Origin of the sequence: Pseudoduganella plicata, assembly GCF_004421005.1 — a bacterium.
GTDB lineage: Bacteria > Pseudomonadota > Gammaproteobacteria > Burkholderiales > Burkholderiaceae_D > Rugamonas > Rugamonas plicata.
This window is the reverse complement of record NZ_CP038026.1, coordinates 182,922-199,697: the sequence shown is the minus strand read 5'-3', so window position 1 is coordinate 199,697 and position 16,776 is coordinate 182,922. Positions and strand designations below refer to the sequence as shown.

The 16,776-nt window shown below is 65.2% G+C and carries 12 protein-coding genes and 2 pseudogenes; 8 read left to right on the top strand and 6 right to left on the bottom strand.

The window, feature by feature from the left end:
* Nucleotides 1-412 precede the first annotated feature (412 nt).
* Nucleotides 413-1,012 (bottom strand): annotated as a pseudogene (locus E1742_RS00875) (pyridoxamine 5'-phosphate oxidase family protein).
* A gap of 150 nt (nucleotides 1,013-1,162) precedes the next feature.
* Here E1742_RS00875 and E1742_RS00870 point away from each other — a divergent pair.
* A pseudogene (locus E1742_RS00870) lies at nucleotides 1,163-1,942 on the top strand (AraC family transcriptional regulator).
* A gap of 178 nt (nucleotides 1,943-2,120) precedes the next feature.
* Here the strand turns inward: E1742_RS00870 and E1742_RS00865 are convergent.
* The gene (locus tag E1742_RS00865; protein WP_134382888.1) at nucleotides 2,121-3,800 is read right to left on the bottom strand and encodes an AIPR family protein; all 1,680 of its coding nucleotides are present in this window, start codon (nucleotides 3,798-3,800) and stop codon (nucleotides 2,121-2,123) included.
* A gap of 167 nt (nucleotides 3,801-3,967) precedes the next feature.
* Nucleotides 3,968-5,398: a M20/M25/M40 family metallo-hydrolase gene (locus E1742_RS00860; protein ID WP_134382885.1), complete on the bottom strand. Its 1,431-nt coding sequence runs from the start codon at nucleotides 5,396-5,398 to the stop codon at nucleotides 3,968-3,970.
* A gap of 149 nt (nucleotides 5,399-5,547) precedes the next feature.
* Here E1742_RS00860 and E1742_RS00855 point away from each other — a divergent pair, with 149 nt between their 5' ends.
* From E1742_RS00855 to E1742_RS00825, 7 genes are all read left to right on the top strand, one after another.
* Nucleotides 5,548-6,087, top strand: a complete 540-nt coding sequence (locus tag E1742_RS00855; protein ID WP_134382881.1) for a GNAT family N-acetyltransferase — start codon at nucleotides 5,548-5,550, stop codon at nucleotides 6,085-6,087.
* Nucleotides 6,088-6,245: 158 nt separating this feature from the next.
* A complete protein-coding gene (locus E1742_RS00850) occupies nucleotides 6,246-6,665 on the top strand; it encodes a glycine zipper 2TM domain-containing protein (RefSeq protein WP_134382878.1) in 420 nt (139 codons plus the stop codon).
* A 122-nt stretch (nucleotides 6,666-6,787) separates the two neighbouring features.
* The gene (locus E1742_RS00845) at nucleotides 6,788-7,768 is read left to right on the top strand and encodes a protein kinase domain-containing protein (RefSeq protein WP_134382876.1); all 981 of its coding nucleotides are present in this window, start codon (nucleotides 6,788-6,790) and stop codon (nucleotides 7,766-7,768) included.
* Nucleotides 7,765-10,101: an FtsW/RodA/SpoVE family cell cycle protein gene (locus tag E1742_RS00840; RefSeq protein WP_134382874.1), complete on the top strand. Its 2,337-nt coding sequence runs from the start codon at nucleotides 7,765-7,767 to the stop codon at nucleotides 10,099-10,101. The genes E1742_RS00845 and E1742_RS00840 overlap by 4 nt, the downstream gene beginning before the upstream one ends.
* A gap of 4 nt (nucleotides 10,102-10,105) precedes the next feature.
* Nucleotides 10,106-11,572: a hypothetical protein gene (locus tag E1742_RS00835; protein WP_134382872.1), complete on the top strand. Its 1,467-nt coding sequence runs from the start codon at nucleotides 10,106-10,108 to the stop codon at nucleotides 11,570-11,572.
* Nucleotides 11,573-11,582: 10 nt separating this feature from the next.
* Nucleotides 11,583-12,035, top strand: a complete 453-nt coding sequence (locus E1742_RS00830) for an SH3 domain-containing protein (RefSeq protein ID WP_134382870.1) — start codon at nucleotides 11,583-11,585, stop codon at nucleotides 12,033-12,035.
* Between the two features lie 171 nt (nucleotides 12,036-12,206).
* Complete coding sequence (locus E1742_RS00825) at nucleotides 12,207-13,730, top strand: FHA domain-containing protein (RefSeq protein ID WP_134382868.1); 1,524 nt, start codon at nucleotides 12,207-12,209, stop codon at nucleotides 13,728-13,730.
* A 38-nt stretch (nucleotides 13,731-13,768) separates the two neighbouring features.
* Here the strand turns inward: E1742_RS00825 and E1742_RS00820 are convergent, their stop codons facing one another.
* The 3 genes from E1742_RS00820 to E1742_RS00810 form a co-directional block, all read right to left on the bottom strand.
* Nucleotides 13,769-13,981 carry a hypothetical protein gene (locus tag E1742_RS00820; protein ID WP_134382866.1) on the bottom strand — a complete coding sequence of 71 codons (213 nt, stop codon included), beginning with the start codon at nucleotides 13,979-13,981 and terminating at the stop codon, nucleotides 13,769-13,771.
* Nucleotides 13,982-14,737: 756 nt separating this feature from the next.
* Nucleotides 14,738-15,688: a hypothetical protein gene (locus E1742_RS00815; protein ID WP_134382864.1), complete on the bottom strand. Its 951-nt coding sequence runs from the start codon at nucleotides 15,686-15,688 to the stop codon at nucleotides 14,738-14,740.
* Between the two features lie 149 nt (nucleotides 15,689-15,837).
* Complete coding sequence (locus E1742_RS00810) at nucleotides 15,838-16,449, bottom strand: alpha/beta hydrolase family protein (protein ID WP_134382862.1); 612 nt, start codon at nucleotides 16,447-16,449, stop codon at nucleotides 15,838-15,840.
* Nucleotides 16,450-16,776: the final 327 nt, after the last annotated feature.

The window sequence follows — 16,776 nt, the reverse complement described above, 5'->3', positions numbered from 1 at the left end:
AAGCAGCGTGGCGGCCCGACCAGCGCTGATCCTGTCATACCCGATCGTACGATCACCCGACCTTCATTATACCCCGGCTTGCTGCAAGGCGGGGTTCCGGTTCGCGGCTCGCGCATGCTTGCCGAACGTTGCCTGCGCCCAGGCCTCCATGTCGGCAGGCCGATATCGAGCAGGCACAGATCGGGTACTTCGCTGAGGGCGCGCTCTATCGCCCGGTGCGGGTGATATTCGATGGCGACCCGATGGCCCAGCTCTCGCTGGGACGGCCATCCGGATCGAATATCATCTGTGATGCAGAATCCCTGGTCGATCGAGTTGAACAGGGATCGATAGCTCGTCTACCTTGTCTTCAGGGCGGCCTCGGCCAGCTTGCGGTCGTGCACGTCCTACCCGACAGCCGCCGCCCCGCTCATCAGCCGTAAAGATCGTAGCGCACGGCGCGGGCGTAATGCGCGTCGAGCTGCCCTGCCGCTGCCGCATCGGCGGCCCGGCCCTGAGCGGCGGCGTCCAGCGCTTCCACCATCCTTCCCGGCGTCGGCAGCGCGGCGCGATCCACCTGGCGGTCGGTACGGCAGAGACCGGCCCGGTTGATGGCCTTGCCGCAATGGAACAGCACCTCGTCGATCGCCACCACCGTCGCCGTCTTCGGCCGTTTGCCGCCCTCGGACAGGCGCACCAGCAAGGCCTCGTCCGTCGTCGCGCGGGCGCGGCCGTTGATCCGCATGAACATTTCCAGGCCGGGAAACAGGAACAGCATGCAGACGCGCTCGTCCGCTTCCAGGTTACGCAGCGATTCGATGCGGTTGTTGCCGGGCTAGTCGGCAAACGCCACGTGCCGGTCGTCCAGCGCGTGCACGAACCCGGGCTGCCCGCCGCGCGGCGACGCATCCAGCCCGCGCGCGCTGCCGGTGGCCAGGCAAAAGAACGTCGCGACACGCAGGTAGTCGCAGTGAAAGTCGATCAGGCGGTCGAGTACCGCGTTCTGGATGCGTTCGGCCGGGGGATCGTACAGCGCGTCGAGGTCGGGGTGGGAGCGGGTATAAGGGCGGGAATGTCGAGGTCGGTTATGGCGACTCCTGCGAGGTCAAGGGAACCCCAGCGTAGTAATGACAGTGCTGGCGGCTGTACAATTCCCAGGCCAACTTATATCGATTCGACGCCAATGGCCGACGAAACCCTCGACCCTGCACTGATCAACACTTCCGACGGCCCCGCGATCATCGTGGCGGCCGCCAGGCAGGGCGCGGGCCGCAGCTCTCCTCCACACAGCCACCCGCGCGGCCAGCTGTTCGGCTCGATGCGGGGACTGCTGACGATCGGCGTGGACGATGGCGTGTGGGTCGTGCCCACCACGCACGCCATCTGGGTGCCGCCGCATCGCGTACACTGGGCCCGCTCGCACGGCCCGTTCCACGGTTACGCCGCCTATGTCGCCGAACCGCAATGCGCCGGTCTGCCCGCGGCGCCGTGCGCCATCCGCATGTCCGGCCTGCTGCGCGAAGCGACGCTGCGCCGCCCGCTGGCCACCCGGAGCGCTGGACGCGGCGGCCGAACGGCTGGCCGGCATGATCCTGGACGAGATCCGCAGCCTGCCCATCGATCCGCTCGACCTGCCCCTGCCGCGCGACGGCCGCCTGCTGCGCATCGCCCAGGCCTGGTGGACGATCCCGCCATCGAGCGCGGCCTGGACGACTGGGCCCGCTGGGCAGGCATCGGCGCCCGCTCGCTGAGTCGCCATTGCGTCACCGAGACGGGTTTCACGTTAACCGAGTGGCGCCGGCGCGCCCGGCTGATGCGGGCACTGGAACTGCTGGCCGAGGACGTGCCCGTCACGCGCATTGCGCTGGATCTGGGGTATTCGACGCCCAGTACGTTTATCGGGTTGTTCCGACGTACGATCGGGGTGACGCCGGCGGCTTACCGGCAGCGCTTCGAGACCTGAAGGCCGCGTCGCCCGCACGGTGCCCGCCCGAACAGGCGCTGCGAGTACCATACGGACCAAGTCCGTCCGCTGGCGCCCTCCTTCACGACACGGAACACGGCAGTGGCTGGCGATAACGGCTGCCACAGAGAAAGGCGCTCGGCATCTCGTCACCGCCCCGTCCCGTCCCGTCCCGTCCTCAGACAGCAGAATCGAAAACAGCTTTCGTCATACTTGGATTCTTAAATAAAACGGCTAAGAATTTGGACGGATACGTTGTTTCGATCGTCGCCACTGCCGCTGTATAAGCGCTTTCGCAATGCGCGTGCAGCGAAGCTAAGTCGAGATCTCTTGTGAATGTAGCTATAGGCTCAGATAACTTAGATAGGCCGTAACGCGTCATCACGGCAGCAGCTATCGCTCGATTACCATGAATGAGAATTCCCCATCTCGGCCCACTACGCTTCGTAATCGTGAGTTTTTTGCTATCAATCCATCTGTCTATTTCTCGAAGTAGAACGGTCGCGTTGAAAGCTTTAGCGCCGCTGACCGACGGATTGAATATAGCTTTATAGGGAGGCTTTTTTAGATCTGCAAAAAATCGACCGATACCTGTTTTAATCTGAACGGCATGCCCAGATTCACCTGTGGCGCAAGCTAACGCGGTGGTGACTTCGACGAGCTCACAAGAAGTTGCAGTGGCGACCACATCATCGCTTCGGACGAATTGGTAGTCAATGCCTTCTATCGCCATTTCCTGTCGCAGCCTTTTTTGCTCGGGATCTTGAGCGACGAAGTCGCGCGGCTCGACGCGATTCTGCAGATTATTGGTGCGAGTCACTTCCTGCCCAAACTCAGCAGGCGCGTCCTTAAGCACAATAACACGGATTGGCACCCGAACCTGCCCCAACGGCGTATCATCCACTTTAGCGAGCGAACTAACGGTTTGCGCGCCATTCACTATCGATGCGCCCTTGAACGAAAAAACCCCTGCGGACCTTGATGCAGCACCCGCTGGCGCCTTTGCCACATCATTAGCAATCAACGTTATGCCGTTATTAAAGTACCAAAATTTCTGCGGAAAACTTGCAGCTGAGAGTCTAATTTCATTATTAACTTCTGTGCTGCCGAGCGCGTGCCGGATATTAGAAGACACCAGACTTTTCCCGTGTTTCTTCCACCACTCCTTGAGAGATAGACCATCAATGACTCCGTAATATGCGGGATGTGGCGCGGAAATATAAGACCAATCCAGAATAGTAGCATCGAGCGTCACGTTATTTAGGCTTAGATCATTGGCCAAGCCCGAATATATTTCACTCAATCCATAGGTAACCGAGTGCGCTATCGGCTCCGGATCGTCACCGTTGAGTTCTGCCGTAAACTTATCAAGCACGGCTTGCCCATGTTTTGCAAGAACGCTTGCTCCGGTACTGACGACGACGATCTCGACCGAAGTGCCCGGCGTCGAAGTGCGTAACGCTATGTCACTGAAGCGTGCATGCAGGCGGGGGTGAAAACTCGTCGCATCCTGCTCAACTGCATCTTTCACCCCTTGCACGAAGGCCCCGAGGTCTTTTGCTTCTGGTTCACCGGCGCCTTTGATTATCCATTTAGACTGAACGAATATCACACGCTGAGTCGACGCATCGTAAAATGCTGCGTCAATGCCATTGTCATCGGCGCCATCCCAAACCGACTCCGCCGCCTCTTTCTCGGTGCATCCCGCTTCGAGATAAATCGCCAACGCAGCCAACGATCGAGAGAGAATTTTTGTTTCGCGCTCTTTGTCGGTCACCCCTATATCCGCCACATCCAGATGTGGCTCGAACATGGCCAGCAGTTTTCCCCGTATTTGGCTTACTTTCAGCGCAGACATTTCCCTATCCCTTTACGAATTTGTTGCTTTTTTTACTATCTCAAAATTCCTGAACGACTTCCTAGCGTTACGGCGCATGATAGTCCGTTAGCTCTGCAGCTAGTCTACAGCCTTCACTTTCGGTGAAGACCGCGAACCTTACTTTCCGCTAACGATCGCGGTGGCGCTCATCTATCAAACTGCTCCGGCGCCCGCCCGATCGGCTCCTCCATGTTCGCCAGGTACCACGACAACGTCGACAACACGGCAACGTGCCGCTTCAGGTGCTCGGGATTGACCTTGTCGAACGTATCGGCCGGCGTGTGGTGATAGTTGAAGTAGGCGCTGGTGTCGACGTGCGGCGCGAAGCTTGGCACGCCGTCGGACTCCATGTAGTGCAGGTCGCCTTCGCCCAGCACGTCGCGCCGCGTCAGTGCTCCGGCGCCGATTTTGGTCAGCGATGCCTGCAGCGGCGCGAACAGTTTTTCGTATTGCGGGCGCACGCCGGCAACGATGCCGAAGGTGCGGCCGGTCACGCCGCCGTCGCTTTCGATGGCCGCGAACTGCTTGTCGAGGGTCGCCTTGTTGGCCTGGTGGTAGGCCCGCCCGCCGCTGCCGCCGTTTTCCTCGGCCATCCATGCCACCACGCGGATCGTGCGGCGCGGTTTCAGGTTCAGCTTGTTCAGCGTCTCGATGACGGCCATCGCGCTCGTCACGCCCGTGGCGTCGTCGTGCGCGCCCGTTGCGAGGTCCCAGGAGTCCAGGTGGCCCGAGACAATGACGATTTCGTCGGCCTTGTCGGTGCCCGGCAGGTCGGCCAGGACATTGAAGCTGTCCGCGTCGGGCAGGGTTTTCGGCGTCAGGGCCAGGTGCATCTTGACGGGGCCGCGTTTGGACAGGCGGCCGATCAGCATCGCGTCTTCGGCCGTGATGGCGGCCGCGGGAATGCGCTTGCCGTCCTGCAGACGCGTCATGCCCGTGTGCGTCAGGCGGAAGTCGGCGCCGCCAATCGAGCGCACCAGCGCCGCCACGGCGCCCAGGTCGGCCGCCAGCGCCGGGCCGCGCGTGCGCGCCGCGGAGCCGCGACCGTAGGCGTTGCCGGCCAGGCCGCGCTCGGCCATGCCCTGGTCGAACGGCACGTCGATCAGCACGATCTTGCCCTTCACTTCCGCGGCGCGCTCTTTCAGCTCGTCGAAGTCATGCACGATGATGACGGGCGCCGTCAGCCCGCCCGCCGGCGTGGCGCCGGAGCCGCCCAGCGCCGTCAGCACGACGTTCTGCACGATACCGGCAGGACGGCCCGTGTAGTCCACCAGCTGCGCTTTTTCCTCGCCGCGGACCCAGTGCGGCACCTTGACCGGCTGCAGCGTGACCTTCGCACCCAGCTTGCGCATCGTCTCGGCCACCTGCTGCACGGCGGCGGCGGCGCCGGGCGACCCGGACAGGCGCGGGCCGATCAGGTCCGTCATGTCCTCCAGGCGCCCGTACGCCCAGTCGCTGGCCATCGCGGTATCGCGGATCTGGCCCAGCGTGGCGCTGTCGTTGGGGGCTGCTTGGGAGGCGTTGAAGATGAACAGGCTGGCGGCGATGGCGGTCAATACGGGCTTGCGGAGGTTCATGGTTGTCCTGTGAAGTTATCCTGGGAGGTTAACCGGTAAATAATGTTGCGCTCAGCCCGTAACGATAGCGCATTTGACACTGTTGCGCAGCAACTCATCCGACCGGCCGCCGCGTTGACCCACCCGCACCGTTGGCATAGTATCGGAGCATGCTCAAAGGCTCCCTCTGCACGCTCCGTCACCTGCTCGGGACGGACCTGAACGCGTTCATCGCGCTGGTCAACGACCTGCCATCGCGGGGGGACTATTTTTCCGGCCACTTCAAGTCGCCGGAAGCGATGCGCAAGGATTTCATGCAGACGGCGTTCGTCACGGAGGACAGCGAACTGTTTGTCGTCGAAGACCTGCGCCACCACATCGTCGGCGTCATCACGCACTTCAAGAGCCGCACGCCCACCAGCCGCGAGATCGGTTACCGCCTGTTCGACGTCGAGCTGTCCGGCCAGGGCTACACGACGGAGGCGCTGCGCCTGCTGACCGACTACCTGTTCCGCGTCCACACGTGGCACCGGCTGGAAGTGCTGGCGGCGCCGGGGAACGTCGCTTCGCTGCGGGTCGCGCAGAAATGCGGGTACCGCGAGGACGGCACGTTGCGCGGCGCCTTCTTCATCAACGGCCGCCACGAGGACGTCAAGGTGCTCGGCCTGCTGCGGCCCGAGTGGGAGCGCAGCGCCGGGATGGTGCCGTGATGTTGCGTCAATTGTTACGCCATCTGTTACACCCGGGCACCGATTGTAAGAATGCGTATCAGACGTGGGCAGCTACGGCCGCGTTCGATATATTGGGTCCCATACCGCAGGGCTTTCACGCCGCCGGGTGCAGTGAATAATAATCAGGGGGAACAATCATGTCGATCAGGAAATTCTTTAGCGTCATGCTGCTGGGTGCCGCGGTAACCGCATCGTCGGCCGCGCTGGCCGCAGGCGACCGCGAATTCAATACCGCCGCCGGTGCCGTGCTGGGCGCCGCTATCGGCAGCCAGCAAGGTGGTACGGGCGGTGCCGTCGTCGGCGGCGTGGTTGGCGCGGCACTGGGCAATGCCCTGAGCTCGGAGAGCCGCCACCGCCACCGCGAGACCCGCGTCTATGCACAGCCGCAGCGTGTGTACTACCAGCCGCAGCCTGTCTATTATGAGCGCGCGCCGCGCGTAGTGCGTTACGTCGAGCCGCGCCCCGTCTATTATTATGAGGAACCGCGCGGCCATTATCACCACGGTCGCGGCCGCGGCCATGGTCACGGTCACGGTCACCGCCACCACGGCCACTGATCCGAAGAACACTCACAAAGCCCGGCCCTGCCGGGCTTTGTTTTTCCTGTCATGAGCCCGGCACTGCCGGGCTTTTTTGCATCTCCCCCCGCTAGCCCGGCATGATCCAACCGGAGAATGGTATGCTACCGAGCGATAACGTCATCGCCCTTGAACGGGGCCACTACCGACTGCGCGCGCAGATCGGCGGGTCCGTGTACGGGACCGTCTGGCGCGCCGCCGCGCCTGCGGGCCGGCCGGACGTGGCTTTGAAACTGGTCAACGAAGCGCAGATGGCCCTGGCCCAGCCGGACCTGCGCGAGCGCTGGATCGCCAGCGCCTGCAATGAAATCGCCTTCCTGCGTGCACTGGCACCCTGGGACAGTCACCATATCGTCCGCCTCGTCGACAGCGGCTGGCACGCCGGTCTCCCCGTGCTGGCGCTCGAACTGCTGCCGACGGACCTGGGCCGCCATCTGGCTCGGCGCCGCGCGGCCGGACTTGCGCCGGATTTTCGTCAGGCGCTCGACTGGATCGGGCAGCTGAATCAGGCGCTGGCCAAGGTGCACCAGTACGGCTGGCGCTACCTGGATCTGAAGCCCGCCAACATCCTCGTCGACACGGCCACCGGCACGCTGCGCCTGACGGACTTCGGCACCAACCGCCAGCTGGCCAAGGGCGATGCGCACAGCTATGCCGGCACTGCGCAGTGGCAGGCACCGGAGCAGTTCTTCCCGGCCGCGCACGGCGCTTATGCCACGGGGCGCCACAGCGATTATTTCGCGCTGGGCGCCCTGTTCTACTTTCTCGTCACCGCCGCGCCGCTGCGCTGGAGCATTGCCTGCGGACAGGCCTTTCGCGAGCACCAAACGGACGGCGCGCGCCACCTGCTGGCCGCCCACGCCGGCAGCCTGCCGCCACCGCTGGCGCCTGACGAAGCCGCACGGTTCGCCGCAGCCGTGCCGCCCATCGCCCGCGCAGCGGCCGTAACGCTACTGGAGACGCTGCTGGCGGCCGAGCCGCGCGGGCGTCCCGCCAGCGCGCTGGCGATCAGCCGCATGCTGGGCCGCGCCGCCGTGGCGGCGCCCGCGGTGCGCGCAGGTGAAGCGCAGGCATTCGCATGAGCGCCAGTCGCCTTTCCGCCTGGCTTACCGTCGCCGGCCTGGCCGGCCTGCTGCTCCTGCACGGACTGGCAATGGTGCGCGCGCCGGAAGCCTGGTACCCCGGGAGCATCGCCATCCGCCTGGCGCCAGACGACGCGCTGACGCTGGGACGGTCCGAGCTGGCGGCCAGCGGAGCGCAGGCCGAGCACGTGCAACTGCGCCGCGACGGCGCCGGCAACTGGTCCGTGCGGATGCTGCCGGGCGCGCGCCCGCCGGTCGTCGGCGACACCCGCATGGGCGCCGCCGACGTCGCAAGCCTGCGCTCGTTCCAGGTTGGTGCCGCCGTGTTCCGCGTGCGTCAGGCAGACGCGCGCCAGATTGCCTTTACCGATGGCGCCCGCGAATGGCGCTACGACGGTGCCACGCTGTACCGCGACGGCGCCGCGCTGGCGCCCTGCCCCGATACACCGCTGTCCCGGCGCCTGGTCGCGCTGTGGAACCGCGCCGCGCCGTACGCGTTGACGGCAGCGCGGCCGCTGGCCGTCGGCGGCAATCTGTATTGCGGCAATCGCCTCGGGCTGGCCGGTATCGAGGGCGGTGCCGCCGTCATCGCGCGCGTGGATGGCAGATTGCGCCTGACCGCCGCGGCGGACGGCGTCGCGCCCGTCCTCGCCGGCGGCTCGGACCTGCGCGCCCAGGAGCTGCCGCTGCGCGATGCCCGCACGCTGACCGTGGGCGCGACCCGCTATCGGGTCGATCTGGGGAATGACACCCTGACACTGGCCCCGGAGCGCCGAGTCGCCCTGTTCGGCGTGCCTGACGTACAGCTGCCGCGGCAAGTGGCGTGGCAATGGCGCCAGCACAGCTTGTGGCGCGGCGACGCAGTTGCGTGGACGGCTGCGCTGCTGACGGCCTCCACGCTGGCAGCGCCATGGTTGCTGCCGCTGGCCCTTGCGCGCCGTCTTCCCGCACGGGGCAATATCCTGCGTCCCTCCCGACGGATTCGCCCGCCCTCTGCGCTGGCACACTGGCCTGCCGCGGCGACGCTGTGCGCTGCGGGTGTCGTCTCGCTGGTGCTGCAGCGGAGCGGCACGCCGCCGGCCGCCGCCTGCTCGCTGCTGCTGGCCAGCTGCGCGCTGGCGGCCTGGCTGGTGTGCCCGGGGCGTCCCGGCCTGGCCGGCAACGCCGCGCTGATGCTGTTCGGCGCCGGCCTGCTGGCGCAGCTGGACCTGGGCCTGGGCGCGCCGGACACGGGCTGGCTGCGCTACTACCACAAGACGGCGGCGTTGCTGGCAACGGGTTCCGGCGCCGCGATGCTGTGGCGCCTGTGGGCTGCGCAACGCCGGCCGCTGCGCCAGGCGCACGTGGAGTGGCTGCTGGCTGCCATAGCCGGCGTGGCGCTGGCCCTGCTGGCGGCCCAGGTGCTGTGGGGCGACGAAACCGGGGTGTTCGACCTGCAGCCGGTGGAACTGGCGAAACTCGCGCTGGCCGGGCTGACGGCGCACTGCCTGGCGCTGCGCATGGGCTGGAGCGCGGATCACGCGGCAAGGCCCGGCCTGGGCGCGCGCTGGCTGCGCCTGTTGGGCCCTGCCCTGCTCTTTGTCGCGCTGCTGGGCTTTGCGCTGGTGCAGGTGGACGACTATTCGCCCTTGATCCTGCTGCTGTTGTGGGCCGGCGCGCTGGCCCTGGCCTATGCTCTGGCAACGCGCCGGCGCTGGAGCGCCGCGCTGCTGTCCGCGGCTGCGCTGGCGGGCGCGGTGGCCGTGCCGGCGCTGCACGCGGCCGGCAGCGACGGCTTGCCGGCGTCGTTCTACGGCGACCGCTTCCAGGTCTGGCTGGCGCCGGACCTGCATCCGCACACGGGCCAGCAACTGCTGCAGGGCGGCGCCGCCATCGCGCAAGGCGGCTGGCTGGGCACCGACGGCGTGCTGGGCCTGGCGTCCATGGGCCGCGGTGCCGGCAGCGCGCTGGCGATACCGGCCGTGCAGGACGACTTCGCGCCCGCGTTCTTCCTGCACCGCCACGGGCTGCTGGGCGGCCTGCTGCTGTGGTGCCTGCAGGCCGCCGTGCTGGCGGGGCTGTGCCATGCGGCCGTGCGCTCCGCCCGCGCCGCCGGCACATCGTGCGGCTTCCGCGTCGCCTGGCGCGCCCGCCTGCACGCCTTCGCGCTGTGCGGTGGCGCCTCCTTCATCGGCGGCCACCTGCTGCTGTCGTGGGGCACGAACCTGGCCATCGTGCCCGTCATGGGGCAGCCGATGAGCTTCCTGTCCGCCGGCGGCAGCCACCTGCTGTTTTTCTTGCTCCCCCTGCTAGGCATCCACGCCGCATCGCCATCGACCCGCAATCAGGAGTGAACCCATGCCCACATATGTCCAACACGAAGTCCTGGGACGGATACCGGACGTCTTCAACGCCGAAGCGATCTGGCAGGCCCCGGGCCTGGCGCTGTTCGCGCGCCGTCCGCTGCTGCGCGACCTGCTGGAACGCTGCCCGCGCGAACAGCGGGGCCGCGCCGCCACGCGCTGCTTCGCCCACGTCACCCTGCGCCTGCCCCAGGAGGACGTGGACGACGACTATCACCTAACGCGCGGCAACCGCGCGCGCGAGCTGACCGATACGCTGGCCGCCCTGCACCGCAAGGACTTCGGCGACCTGCTGGGCAACGACGACGTGCGCTATCACGTCATCGGCGCGGACGACCTGGCTACCGGTGAGATCGAAGTTCGGTTCGGGCACGCCGTCTATCTGCCAGCGCCGGACGAGAAGGTGCTGTTCGACGTCACCGCCTCCAGCGACGGCGCGACGTGGCACAGCGTCTGCCCCGTCTATCCGCAGCAGCGGCTGGCGCTGATCGGCGACGCGCCCGGCTGGCCGTTCGGCACGGATGGCGTCCTGCTGCTGATCAATGACGGCCCGGACGCGGAACCGGTGCTGCAGGTGCGCCCGAAAGGCGCGTTCGACTGCCGGCTCGACGCCGCCGGCCACTACACCGTCACGTCGCGCCAGGGCGGCAAGCGCCTCCTGCTGAAGATAACGCGCAGCGGTACCGCGCCGGTGCGCGTGGCGCCCCCCGCCGTGTGGCAGCCACGCACCCGCCCCGATGCGTCCCCGCGCGCCGATGAACCCACCGCCCTGCCGTTGGCGGCAATGCGGACGGAGACGGCCAGCGATGCGACTTACGCACCGGGCGCGCGCGGCCGCCTCGCCCTGGCGGCGCTGGCCCTGCCACGCCTGAGCCGCTATCGAAGCACGGGCGTGACCCGGCTGGAGCTGCCGTTCGACTGCACGCTGGGCTTTGCCGTCAACGTCATGCCGGCCGTGACGATCGCCGTCGATGCGACCGATACGCTGCAGGTCGTGACGCGGGACGACAGCATGAGTCTCGAACTACCCTGCACCTGCGCCACGCACGGCGAGCACGCCTTGCACGTGACGTCCGTGCCGGCCGCGATGGCGGAACGCTACAGCGCCATGGTCGCGCTGCCGCAGCCCGTGATGGCGCCGGTTTCCGCGAAAGGCGTGTTCGGCCGCGGCAGCCCGGCCCTGGCGGCGCTGCGCGTGCTTGAAACGGCACGCTGCATGACCGGCGCCGACAGCGCGGCCAGCCCGGACCGCATCGGCCTGTCGCGCAGCGCGTTCAGCTTCGAGCCGTCGGCCCAGGGCCTGCTGCTGTTGCGCCAGTCGGCCAACCAGGCGCTGTACCACCTCGACGCGGCGCTGGGCTACATCGGCATGATTGATGCGGCCGAAGGCGACGAGCCGTTCGTGCTGCCCCCCGGCCACCACGTCGTCGCCGGCCACTACGTGCTGCGCTACGACGCCTGAGGGAGTCCCCATGACGCTTGTCGACGCGCTGCACTGGGGCCATGGCGCTCCGGCCTACCTGCTGGCCCTGGGTCTGACGCTGGTGCTGGCCGCCTTCCTGACGCCGCGCCGCTGGTGGCGCCGGCCCACGGCCCGCAATGCCGTCGTGCTGGGCGGCGGCACGTGGGCATTCGGCGCGCTGCTGCTGTCGGCCGTGCCGACGACACCCGTGGCCCAGGCGCAGGCTGTGGCGGATCCGCCACTGGCGTTTGTTCCCGGTCAGCCTTATCGCGTTTATCGCGACCTGAACGTGCGCAGCGCGGCCGGCGTGGGCGCCGCGCGGGTGACGGTGGTCCCGGCGGGCACCCTTGTCACCCCGACAGGGCGGCAGGCCGGCGACTGGTGGCAGATCCGCTATGGCGACGCACCCGACCGGCAGGGCTGGGCCAGCAGTTTATGGTTACGCCAGGCGCGGGAGCCGTGACGCATTCTTGTTATTCCGACATCGGCGATTGTGCAATAGTTCATGGCGCTGCGGCATGCCGTGCGGCAGCGTCCGAATACAGGGCGAAACACCCCCCTGTTCGGGCTAAAGCCCGATTGCCAAGGAACCGTAAAAGCGCGTAAAGTTCGCCTATCCCACCTTGGCGAACCCATGAACAAATGCCGTAACACCGATCACCCGCACTGCACCTTCTGGGTCGCGCCGGGTCAGCACGCCTGCGAAGGGGGCCACCGCCAGGGCGCGCCGGCGCCGGCGTTGCAGTCGGGTTACGAGGTGCTGAGCGCCGTGCGCAATGCGCGCGCGCCACAGGCGGCCGTGGTCGAAACGCCGGCAGAGCCATCGTACGAGCGCCTGGCCACGCCGGTCCGCGTGCGGCCGCAACTGCGCATCAGCGGCTTCGACCCGCGCGCGGCGGGCGGGCGCCAGACTCTCAAGATCGAACTGCGCGGCATGCCGGACAACTGCGGCTCGCGCCTGGCCGTGCAGCTGGCGTCCGACCTGATTCCCCATGGCGCCACGCGCCAGCAGTTCGTCCGGTCCGTGGACGGCGACTGGTGCCCCGTGTTCGTCGAGTTCTCGTCGCGCGACCGCGAGCATGGCCAGTACCAGATCGCAACCGAAGTGCTGTCGCAGCTGCCAGGCCAGCCCGCGCGCAAATGGGAATGCACGTTCGTCATCCTGGTGCCGCGCCTGGACGCGACGCTGACGGAAATCCACCGCATCTTCCTCTCCACGCACAAGAATGTGCGCGTGATGGCGGACGACGCGTCGATTGCCCGCGTGGCCGGCCAGGGTGGCCAGAGCATGGACATCGACGTCACCGCGCGCAATGCCGGCATCGCGCACGTGGACCTGACGGCGCCGCAGGGCAAGATCGACATGGGCTTCACGACCATCGCATGGGACGAGGACCTGATCGAGATCGACATGCCGCGCAGCGGGGCGGCCCACCCGCACCCGAGCCGCGCCGCTAGCTTCGTCAACGCGGCGCCGGAAGCGGGCGCGCAGCGCCACGTGCGCCTGTTCGCGCTGGACGAGTGCGTGTTCGGCCGCTTCGAGCTGGTGGAACCGGAAGCGCACGCGCTGCTGCACCACTACACCCAGGACGGCATCGACACGGCCGGCCTGACGCGCCGCCTGTCCGGCCGCCACGCCGTTATCCGCCGCGGCACGCAGGGTTTTGAAATCGAGGATGTGTCGCGCTACGGCATCCTGCTCGATGGCGTCTGGCCCGGCAAGCACAAGCCGGTGGCGCTGCGCCTCGGCATGCGCATCGAACTGTCTGCCAGCATCAAGGGCATCGCCGTGCTGGAAGTGACGGGCCTGATGCCGCACGGCGTGATCCTGCACCGCATCGACGAAGGCGCCCGCGCCGAATGCTTCATCGTGCTGGCACCCGACACCCACCCCGGCTTCCCGCTGCGCCGCGTGCAGACGACGCCGCAGGCCGGCGCCCTGCCGCTGCTGTTCCACCTGGACGGCGGCTTCTGGCACCTGGACGCGTTGACGGGCAAGGAAACGGCGCTGGCGCCGACGGTGCAGATGGACAAGCTGTCGCGCGTGGCGCCGCATACGCGCTTTGCCAGCGATGCTTATCCGGAGAGCTGGATCATCCGCACGAACGGCGTGGCGCGCGATACCGTGACTGCCGCGCCAACCTTCGACCTGGCCTGAATCAGGCTGGCCGAGTCTTTCCGACCAGGCAGTTCCAGCTAGGCCGTCAATTCGGACTGCTTGTCGCCCGTAATCCGGGCCGTCAGCTCAGGCGGGATCGGCTGGCCGTTCGCACTGAGCTGACGGACCGTTTCATGCAACAGGTTCATTTGCGTGATCCTGACCGCAGCCCATGCGATGACGCCGACGATGGGAACGAGCAAGGCGAGGACCGGAATCACGACCGGCGAAATATCGGTTAGCAAGCTCATATTTTCCTGACGCAGTAAGAAATTCAACATCGCCGATTCGGCTTCAAGTCGAATACGGCAGGCCGATACCAGACAAGCTTAGCAAATTTCCGCTGTAGAAAACTCACGCATTGTCACGGCAGCACGACGGTGCGCTTGCGGCCCACCGCGGCCGGTTGGTATCGCTCAGTGTACGGGCTTGTTGCTGACTCGGCAATCTCGGCCGTTCGCGAGTGGCCGGTTTCGCCCCGAAGCGGACCTTGCACACACCACCAAACGGTCGCTAAACATCTCTAGGGAGCATCGCGAGCCAAGCTTGGGTCTTGACGAGAAGTGGCGCCAATTCTGGAGAAAAGCCGTCCTCGACATACCAGTCAGCGATTTCCAGCTCGAGAGCAAGGAGCTCAAATTCCCTGATTAGTGCGTACGGCATCCCCTCCAAAGCACGACCGTTGTTACGAACTATCTCGGCAAACGTACGAGCGGAGATTTTTCCTGCCCTTATATCCGCTAGCCCGCTTTCGATCCGTTCAATTAGCGTGCGGTTGGACATGAGGTCGATGAAAAGATAAGGTTTAGAAGAAGAAAGGCTAGCTGTGCAGGCTACGCTGGAGTTCCGCTACTGGCCGAACTCGGCCGTTCGCCGAAGGATACCAGGTCGCCAAACCGGAAAAGTCACACAAAGCCACGACAGGCGGCTTTCGACCCATAGCGGACGCTGAGCACCGGATACATGGGCGCAATTCGAAAAATTCTTGTCATTAAAGACCTAGCTATTCAAAGTGTGGGAACGAGTGCGATGATTTCCATCAGCTCTGCGGCCGCCTTTGAAGCCTGCTCCACTGTCAGCGGATATTCTTTTCTAAAAGCGCGGACTAATTCAGTCTTATTGCCTGCCTTGGCGATCGGAATCAAGTCGGATGACAAACTCAAAATCGAGCCGAGTACGATGGGTTCCCCCCTGGGCGAGATCGGAACAGAGTGAACGAGTTCAATCAATGACGGCGCAACTCCAGCGCGAACGAGATCATCTAAAAAGTCGCTATGCACTTTCCAGCTCACTACACCCTTTCGTTTCACCAGATGTCTAACAGGCAGAATGCGCGCCAGAGCGCCACAAAACCGCTCCATGCCAGAAGTATCAACGATCAGGTCTACACCGTCAGGAATTGAGTACACCGTACGTTCGATCTCGTCCGCATCCTTCGCATGGGTCCAAGGTGCAATCCGAAGGCACATTGGGCTTTTGCCGATGACGACCGCGGGGGACTGCAGATCAAAGTAACTTCTCAGGCTTTCTAGCAGGTACCCCGCTTTCCCGTCGCAATAGTCGGCGGGAAAACACTCAAACGCAGCGGTTAACATCGTATGCGGGGCACTCCCTGCACGCGGACTCCACAGAGAAAAATTCTGTGACTTCGAGTCTGAAAAAGCGAATACGCCATCAATGCTAATTCCGTCTAAGCCAAATTGACTCCAACGCTCATCCCACCCGGCCAATATACTTTCGCAACTACTGCGGAGCGCAGCCATGTTTACATGCGCCACCGGCAGAGTAAGATCAAAGCGCGGTAGTAGGCCGCTCGGACCAGCTTCAAATGTTGCCAGTCCAGTGATATCGCCTTCTATTCGAATCGAACATTGTCGATGGAACGATGGCGACAAATTGAGGCGGAGATCAAAAACGAACATATTTTTCCAAAGGTCTGCGTTAAGTATCTGTTCCACTATCCTATCGGATAGATGCCGTCTGAATCGTCTAAGACCGCCTAACAAAACTCCTATGGCTGCGTCGCATCGTCTTGTCGTACAGGCGTACTGTCTTCGACGCTGCTGGTTACAGCCGCAGCACATAGCGCAACGGCGTACCTCTTTTGTCAGGTCACACCTGGCAGTCCTTGCAGCCTGGAGTCTGGGTCGCAGGCGTATTTCGGTTGCCGTGCCGGGGTAAGGAAAGTATCGATAGCGGACACGATTTTCGCTTTTAACTGTTCACTTCCAGCGTCCTGCATATCGTTGTGGCGGGAACCTTCGATGTGGACCATGCATGTACCGAAACGGCTGCGCTCCTCCAAACTTGGCAGAACGCCTGGGTCAGCAGCGGTATCGCTGGCTCGAATTGTCAGAACGCGGATACCTGCAGCGCGCGGCAACGCGACCCGCCGGCTGTCGAGGCTGATCAGACTGGACACCCGGTTCGGCTGGTCAGCGGCAAACCGAGCCGAACTATCGCCACCGAGTGAGTGCCCGACGAGAAGCAGATTTTGCCAATCGAACCGGGGACCGCGCACAGCGGCCTCGTCTATTACGGTGGAGATCAAACGCGACGCTGCCCGGGCCATTGCTTGTACTTGCGGCGACACCGGGGCGTTCCGATCCAACACCGCGCCACCAGAACTGTCTCGGAGGACGACAACCAGGTAACCCATCCTGCTGAGATGGTTGGTGACGAACGAATTGGCGCTCGGCATGGAGACCGCGCGGTCCAAGCATGCGCAAGCTCCTATGATGCGCAAGGCTGCTGAGGCGGCGGTGGCTGCAAAGGTGGCCGGGCGATGAACGCGGCGCGTGCCACTACCCCGGCTTCGGCACCGTGATCGTTAGCGAGACCTGCCGGGCTGGGCGGTGGCCGGTGCGGGACCTGTCACTGTGGACTACTGAAGTCCGGCCTGTGGCGACAACTTCCAGGGCACGGTAAGAGACCCATCCAACGGCGTGCGGACCACCGACGGGACACGGCTACGCACGAGGTACGGCCACCTCTTCATGGCGCCTTCGGCACGGACAGTCCGGGAGCAGATTACGATATCGCCGGC